This is a genomic window from Ramlibacter sp. (assembly GCF_035706265.1).
In the GTDB taxonomy this organism is placed as follows: Bacteria; Pseudomonadota; Gammaproteobacteria; order Burkholderiales; family Burkholderiaceae_C; genus Ramlibacter.
The window spans coordinates 1-6,484 of the sequence record NZ_DASSVG010000591.1 but is presented as its reverse complement, the minus strand read 5'-3'; the positions used below and the strand labels follow the sequence as shown (position 1 = coordinate 6,484).

The following is a 6,484-nucleotide window of genomic DNA, read 5'->3' as shown; positions in this document are numbered from 1 at the left end:
CGTCCTGGCGCGGGGGCGCGGCAGCCGCGCCGGCTGCCGCGACACGACGAGAGGAGACAAGCATGCTGCCAGGCTGCGTCCCATGGCCGGAGGACGCCGCGCGGCGCTATCGCGCCGCCGGCCTCTGGGAAGGCGTGACGGTCACCGGCATGGTGGCGCGCACGGCCGCCCGCCATCCGCAGAAGACCGCCGTCGTGCACGGGCCGGTGCGCGTGAGCTATGGCGAGCTGGTGGCGCGCGTGCAGGCCTGCGCCGCGGGCCTGCTGCACCTGGAGCTCGTGCCCGGCGACCGCGTGCTGTTGCAACTACCCAACGGCGTGGACTTCGTGGTTGCCTACCTCGCCCTCAATGCCATCGGCGTGATTCCGGTGATGGCCTTGCCCGCGCACCGGCACAGCGAGGTCCGCCACTTCCTCGCCGCCTCGCAGGCGCGCGCCTGGTTCCTGCCGGAGCGCCTGGGCAGCTTCGACTTCCGCGCCATGGCGCAGGAGCTCGCGCCGGCGGCGCCGGCGCTGCGGCACGTGATCGTTGCCGGCGAGCCGCTTGCGGGTCAGCTGGCCTGGGGGACACTGGCGACCGCGCCGGACCGCGCGGCGCTGGCGGCCCGCCAGCCAGGGGCCGATGAAGTCTCGACCATGCTGCTGTCCGGCGGCACGACCTCGCTGTCGAAGCTGATTCCGCGCACGCACGACGACTACGTGCTCAACGCGCGGCTGTGCTCCGAGGCCGGGGGCTTCGATGCCGGCACGGTGTTCCTGGCGATCCTGCCGCTCGGCCACAACTACAACCTCGCCTCGCCCGGGATGCTGGGCACCTTCTACCGCGGCGGCACGCTGGTGGTGATGAACGGCGCGCAGGTGCAGGACGTGTTCGAGACCATCGCGCGCGAGCGCGTGACGGTGGTGGCCGCTGCCGTCCCGCTGGTCACGCGCTGGCTGGCCGAGGAGGTGGGGCGTCGCTTCGACCTCTCTTCCCTGAAGGTGATCCAGAACGGCGGCGCCCGGCTGGCGCCGGAGCTGCGCCAGCGCGTGCGGCAGGAGCTGGGTTGCCTCCCGCAGGAGATCTACGGCACGGCGGAAGGCCTGATCAACATGGTGCGGCTGGACGACCCCGAGCCGCTGCTGCTGGAAAGCTCCGGTGCGCCGGTGAGCGATCTGGATGAACTGCGCGTGCTGGACGACGCCGGCCGCGAGCTGCCCGATGGCGAGGCGGGCGAGCTCGTGACGCGCGGGCCGTACACGATCCGCGGCTACTACGACGCGCCGGAGATCAACGCGCAGGCCTTCACGCCCGAGGGCTTCTACCGCATGGGCGACATCGTGCGCAAGCGCGGCCGCCACGTCTACACCGAGGGCCGCCGCAAGGACCTGATCAACCGCGGCGGCGAGAAGATCAGCTGCGACGAAGTGGAGAACCTGATCTTCCGCCTGCCGCAGGTGCGGCAGGTGAGCCTGGTGGCCATGCCCGATCCGGTGTTCGGCGAGAAGGGCTGCGCCTGCGTGGTGACGCAGCCCGGCGCCGAGCTCACCTTCGCGCAGCTGATCGCGCACCTGAAAGCGCAGGGCATCGCCAGCTTCAAGCTGCCGGAGCGGCTGGAGCTGTTCCCGTCCTTTCCCGTCAGCCCGGTGGGCAAGATCCTCAAGCGCGAGCTGCGCGAGCTGGTGGTCCAGCGCATGGCCGCCGACCCCCAAGCCAGTCAGGAGACGCGATGAAACCCGGCGAAGCCAAGCTTCCGCACCTGTTCCAGCCGGCCCGCCTGGGCCGCTTCGCAACGCGCAACCGCATCAAGTACGGCGCCTGCTGCGTCTCCAACTACAACACGCGCGACGGCTTCATCACCGAGCGCGAGATCGCGCGCATGAAGGTGATCGCGCGCACTGGCTGCGGCATCATCACCAACCAGGGCGCCTACCCCGACCCGATGGGCGAGGGCAAGGCCTACTTCCGGCAGGTGGCGATCTTCGACGACAGGTTCCTGCCGCAGTTCGAGCGCATCGCGGCCGACATCAAGGCCAACGGCGCGGTGGCGATCCAGCAGATCCTGCACGCGGGGCGCTACGGCGGCATCGACCTGGGCTACTGCATCCAGCCCTCCGACGTGCCGCAGACGCTGCCGCACTTCCGCCCGCCCAAGGTGATGACGAAGGAGGAGATCCGCGACTGCATCCGGCAGCATGCCGAGGCCGCCGACCGGGCCATCCGCGCCGGCTTCGACGGCACGGAGATCACCAGCTTCATGGGCTACCTGCTGGCCAACTTCAACTCGCGCTTCACCAACCAGCGCACCGACGAATACGGCGGCTCGATCGCCAACCGCGGCCGCTTCATGCGCGAGCTGATCGACGGCATCAAGCAGGCCACGCCCGACAACCCGCTGGTCGTGCGCCTCAACGGCGCCGAGCTGATGGACCGCTGGGGCGGCAACACCGAGGACGAGTGCTTCGAGCTGATGCAGCAGGCGGTGGACGCCGGCGTCGACATGATCAGCGTCACCGTGGGCTGGCAGGAGGCGCCCGAATCGTCCATCGGCCGCGACATTCCGCCCGGCTACTGGAACTACCTGTCCGAACGCGCCAAGAAGACCTTTCCGGACACGCTGATCACCTTCGGCAACCGCCTGCCCGATCCGCGCATGGCCGACCAGTGCCTGCGCGACGGCATCTTCGATTTCTGGGAGGTGTGCCGTCCGCTGCTGGCGGACCCGGAGTTGATCCACAAGGCGGCGGAAGACCGGCTGGACGAGGTGCGGCGCTGCATCGGCTCGCTCAACTGCCTGTCGCGCCTGTTCCGGGACCTGCCTTACACCTGCACCATGAACCCGGCGCTGGGTCACGAGGTGGAACCGGAATACCAGGTCACGCCCGCCACGGTGAAGAAGAAGATCATGGTGATCGGCGCCGGGCCGGCCGGCATGGAGTGCGCGATCACGGCGCGCAAGCGCGGCCACGAGGTCACGGTGTTCGAGAAGGCACCGCGCATCGGCGGCAACCTGTACGCCTATGCGATCAACGACCTCGCGCGCCCGGACGACCTGCTGTCGGTGATCGACCACTACGAAGTGGTGGCGAAGAAGCTGGGCATCGAGGTGCGGCTGAACACCGAGGTGCACGCGAAGTTCATGCGCAGCGTGCTGCACCAGTACGACGTTTGCGTGGTGGCCGCCGGCGCCCGCATCGACCGTGAGCGCTATGCCCACATCCCGGGTGCGGAGCGCATGCTCGACGCGCTGGACGTGGCGCACGGGCGCGTGAAGGCGGGGCAGCGCGTGGTGGTGGTGGGCGGCGGCAAGATCGGCCTGACGCTGGCGGAGTCGCTGCGCAAGCACCAGGGCGCGGAGGTCACGGTGGTGGAGCAGGACAAGCGCATCGCCGGCGACGTCAAGCCTTCGTTCAAGTGGCGCCACGCCTCCTGGGTGGAGGAGCTGGGCATTCCCTGCCGCACCTCGACCCGGCTGGTGAAGGTGGATGCCGAAGGTGCGACGGTCGTGAGCGCCAGCGGTGAAGAGACGCTGCTGCCGGCCGACAGCGTGATCCTGGCGACGCAGATGGCGCCGGCGCACGGGCTGTTCGGCGAATTCGAGTGGATGGTGGACGAACTCCACGGCGCCGGCGACGCGCTCATCCCGCGCGGGCTGGAGCAGGCGATCCAGGAGGGCTTCCGGCTGGGGGTGCGGCTGTGACGGAAGCGGTTGCCGCGAGTGCGAAGCTGCCCGAGGCGCAGGCCTGGCAGGCGGCGGCGCAGCGCCGGCCCGACCTGTTCGGCCCGCTCGATGCCGGGTCGCGGGTGGCGCTGCTCGCCCGCGCGCAGCCGGACACGATGCTGCTGTGGCAGGTGGAGGAGAACGGCGTGGCGGTCTGCTTGGAGCCCTTTGCCGGCTACGCGGCCAGCGGCGCCGACATCGCGCTGGCCTGCGACGACGAGGCGCTGGCGGGCGTGTGCGCGGCAGGCAGCGACAACCTGTTCGACACTCTGCGCGCGGGCATCCGCTCGGGCCACATCGTGTGCTACATCCTGCGCCGGCGCTGCCACCTGGAGGAGCGCGGCTTCGAGGAACTGCTCACGGAACTGGGCTTCGCCTTCATGGGAGCGTGCCGGTGATCTTCCGCAATCCCGCCGGGGCGCCGGAACTCGCCTGCGACGCCTGCGGCTGCCGCTGGTTCGACCGCATGACGAGCCGCTGCTACGAGTGCGGCACGCCCATGAGTGCGGAAGGCGAGGCGGAGTACCGGCAGGCGCTGCAGGAATTCGCCGCGCGCCGCGCCGCCGGTGCCGCGCGCGGGCCGGGTGAGGAGGCCAAGCGATGAGGATCGAGATCGTCGGCGCCGGACCGGCCGGCCTGTACTTCGCCGCGCTGATGAAGCGGCACGATCCCGCGCACGAGATCACGATCCACGAGCGCAATCCGCGCGACGCCACCTGGGGCTTCGGCGTGGTCTTCTCCGACCGGGCGCTGGAGTTCCTGCGCGCCGATGACGAGGAGCTGTACCAGTACCTGACGCCGCACCTGGAGACCTGGCCCGAGATCACGATCGTCCACGACCACACGCGCGTGCCGGTCGCCGGCAACGGCTTCTCCTCGATCGGGCGGCTGGAGCTGTTGACGCTGCTGTACGCGTACGTGGAGCGGCTGGGGGTGAAGCTGCGCTTCGGCGTGGAGGCGGAGAGTGTGGAGCAGCTCGAACCCGCAGACCTGATCGTGGGGGCCAACGGCGCGTTTTCCAGCATCCGCGCGCAGCATGCCGAGGCCTTCGGCACCACGGTGGACTGGCGGCCCAACCGCTTCATCTGGTGGGGCACGACCAAACCGTTCAACAGCCTCACGCTGACCTTCCGCAAGACGCCGGACGGCGTCTTCTGCGCCCACCATTACCGCTACCGGCCGGACCGCAGCACCTTCCTCGTCGAGGTGACGGAGGCGACGTGGATGCGCGCGGGCTTCGACCGCCTGGGCCCGGAAGCGGCGATGCGTCGCTGCGAGCAGGTGTTCGCGCCGGACCTGGAAGGCCATCCGATCATCAGCAACAACTCGCAGTGGCGCAGTTTCCCGGCGGTGTGGAACGCCCGCTGGAGCGTCGGCAAGGTGGTGCTGATCGGGGATGCGTTGCGCACCGCGCACTTCTCCATCGGGTCGGGAACGCGGCTGGCGATGGAAGATGCGGTGGCCTTGTTCAAGGCGTTCAGGGATTGCGGAGACGTGCCGGAGGCGCTGGCGCGTTTCCAGGCCACGCGGCTGCCGCCGATGAAGAAGATCTGGGATGCGGCGAACGCGAGTCTGCGCTGGTACGAGGAGATGGACGAGCGGGTGGCCGCGACGTCGCCGGTGGAGTTCGCGTACAGCTACATGACGCGCACGGGGCGGGTGGACCATGCGGAGGTGCGGCGGCGGGATCCGGGGCTGGCGGCGGCGTACGAGAGGCTGCATCCGGAGTTGGCCGGGGGGCAATAGGACGGCCGATGCTGGGGTTCCCTTCGGTCACCACCAGCCTACGAAAACCGCCAGCCGCCGATATCGCCATGCGCTGGATCCGGCGCGCGGCCGGACCCCCGTAGGCTGGACCGGCCGCAGGCCGGCGAAGGTGAGCGTCGCGAACCCCAGCTTCAGCGCTCCACCATGAAGCCGCCGAAAAACGCCGCCAGCTCTCCGTGCGCCTCCAGCGGCAGCACATGCGCGATGTACTGGTCCGGCCGCACCAGCACCAACGCGCCGCGCGCCCGGTCCACCCCGCGCAGGGCGAAGATGTCCGTCCCGTCCTTCATCACCGACGTGAACACCTTCTCGTAATCGCGCAGCCCATACCGCCCCTTGCGCGGCTGCAACAGGGCCGGCATCGCGCCGATCTCCAGTTCCTCGTGCGGCTGCTGGAAGATCGCCCGCAGGTCGAACACGGAATCCACGTCGTCGCCCGCCCGCGTGAACCGGCGCACCGGCGACTGCGGCGACGCCTCCAGGAAGCTGCACAGCCCGCGCAACCCGCCGTCATCGACCCCGGCAAACGCATACAGCCGCCAGCGCCCATCCGCCTTGCCCGCATGCCCCAGCTGCACCGGCTTCGCGTCCGTGATCCGCAGCACCGGCGCCGAATGGAAGCGGGTGCCGATCACGAAGCCGGTGGCCAGGCGCTGGTGCGTGGCTTCGCCCGTGAGCACCGACGGCCGGTAGTGCGTGCCCATGCCGGCCGTGAAGCGGCCGTGGCGCTCGAAGTAGCGCTGGAACTCCTTCGGGTCCACGCCCTCGCCGCCGCCTTCCTTCGCCCGGTCGCTGAACATCTTGGCCCACTCGCGGTCGAAGTCGATCAGCTCCTGCGCCACCCCCTGCCGCTCGGCCGAATAGGTGTGCAGCAGCGACGGTGCGCACTGGCCGCGCAGCACCGCCGCCAGCTTCCAGCCCAGGTTGAAGGTGTCCTGCATCGAGAAGTTCATGCCCTGGCCCGCCTTGGGGCTGTGGGTGTGGCAGGCGTCGCCGGCGATGAACACGCGCGGCAGC

Annotated in this window: 6 protein-coding genes; 5 read left to right on the top strand and 1 reads right to left on the bottom strand. The window is 70.0% G+C overall.

The genetic code is table 11. The annotated features are described in order from the left end of the window. Positions 1-62: 62 nt before the first annotated feature. From VFM98_RS21235 to VFM98_RS21215, 5 genes are read left to right on the top strand one after another with little or no spacing between them, the layout of a single operon-like run. Positions 63-1,712: a (2,3-dihydroxybenzoyl)adenylate synthase gene (locus tag VFM98_RS21235; protein ID WP_325111881.1), complete on the top strand. Its 1,650-nt coding sequence runs from the start codon at positions 63-65 to the stop codon at positions 1,710-1,712. Further along, positions 1,709-3,679 (top strand): FAD-dependent oxidoreductase, encoded by a 1,971-nt coding sequence (locus tag VFM98_RS21230; RefSeq protein WP_325111880.1) that lies wholly within the window; start codon positions 1,709-1,711, stop codon positions 3,677-3,679. The genes VFM98_RS21235 and VFM98_RS21230 overlap by 4 nt, the downstream gene beginning before the upstream one ends. Next, on the top strand, positions 3,676-4,098 hold the full coding sequence (locus VFM98_RS21225) for a hypothetical protein (RefSeq protein ID WP_325111879.1): 423 nt from the start codon (positions 3,676-3,678) through the stop codon (positions 4,096-4,098). The genes VFM98_RS21230 and VFM98_RS21225 overlap by 4 nt, the downstream gene beginning before the upstream one ends. Next, positions 4,089-4,304 carry a hypothetical protein gene (locus VFM98_RS21220; protein WP_325111878.1) on the top strand — a complete coding sequence of 72 codons (216 nt, stop codon included), beginning with the start codon at positions 4,089-4,091 and terminating at the stop codon, positions 4,302-4,304. Before VFM98_RS21225 ends, VFM98_RS21220 begins: the two co-directional genes overlap by 10 nt. After that, positions 4,301-5,446: an FAD-dependent monooxygenase gene (locus tag VFM98_RS21215; RefSeq protein ID WP_325111877.1), complete on the top strand. Its 1,146-nt coding sequence runs from the start codon at positions 4,301-4,303 to the stop codon at positions 5,444-5,446. Before VFM98_RS21220 ends, VFM98_RS21215 begins: the two co-directional genes overlap by 4 nt. A 152-nt stretch (positions 5,447-5,598) precedes the next feature. Here the strand turns inward: VFM98_RS21215 and VFM98_RS21210 are convergent. Beyond that, positions 5,599-6,484: FAD-dependent monooxygenase (locus VFM98_RS21210; protein ID WP_325111876.1), on the bottom strand; the 886-nt coding region annotated here is incomplete at its 5' end.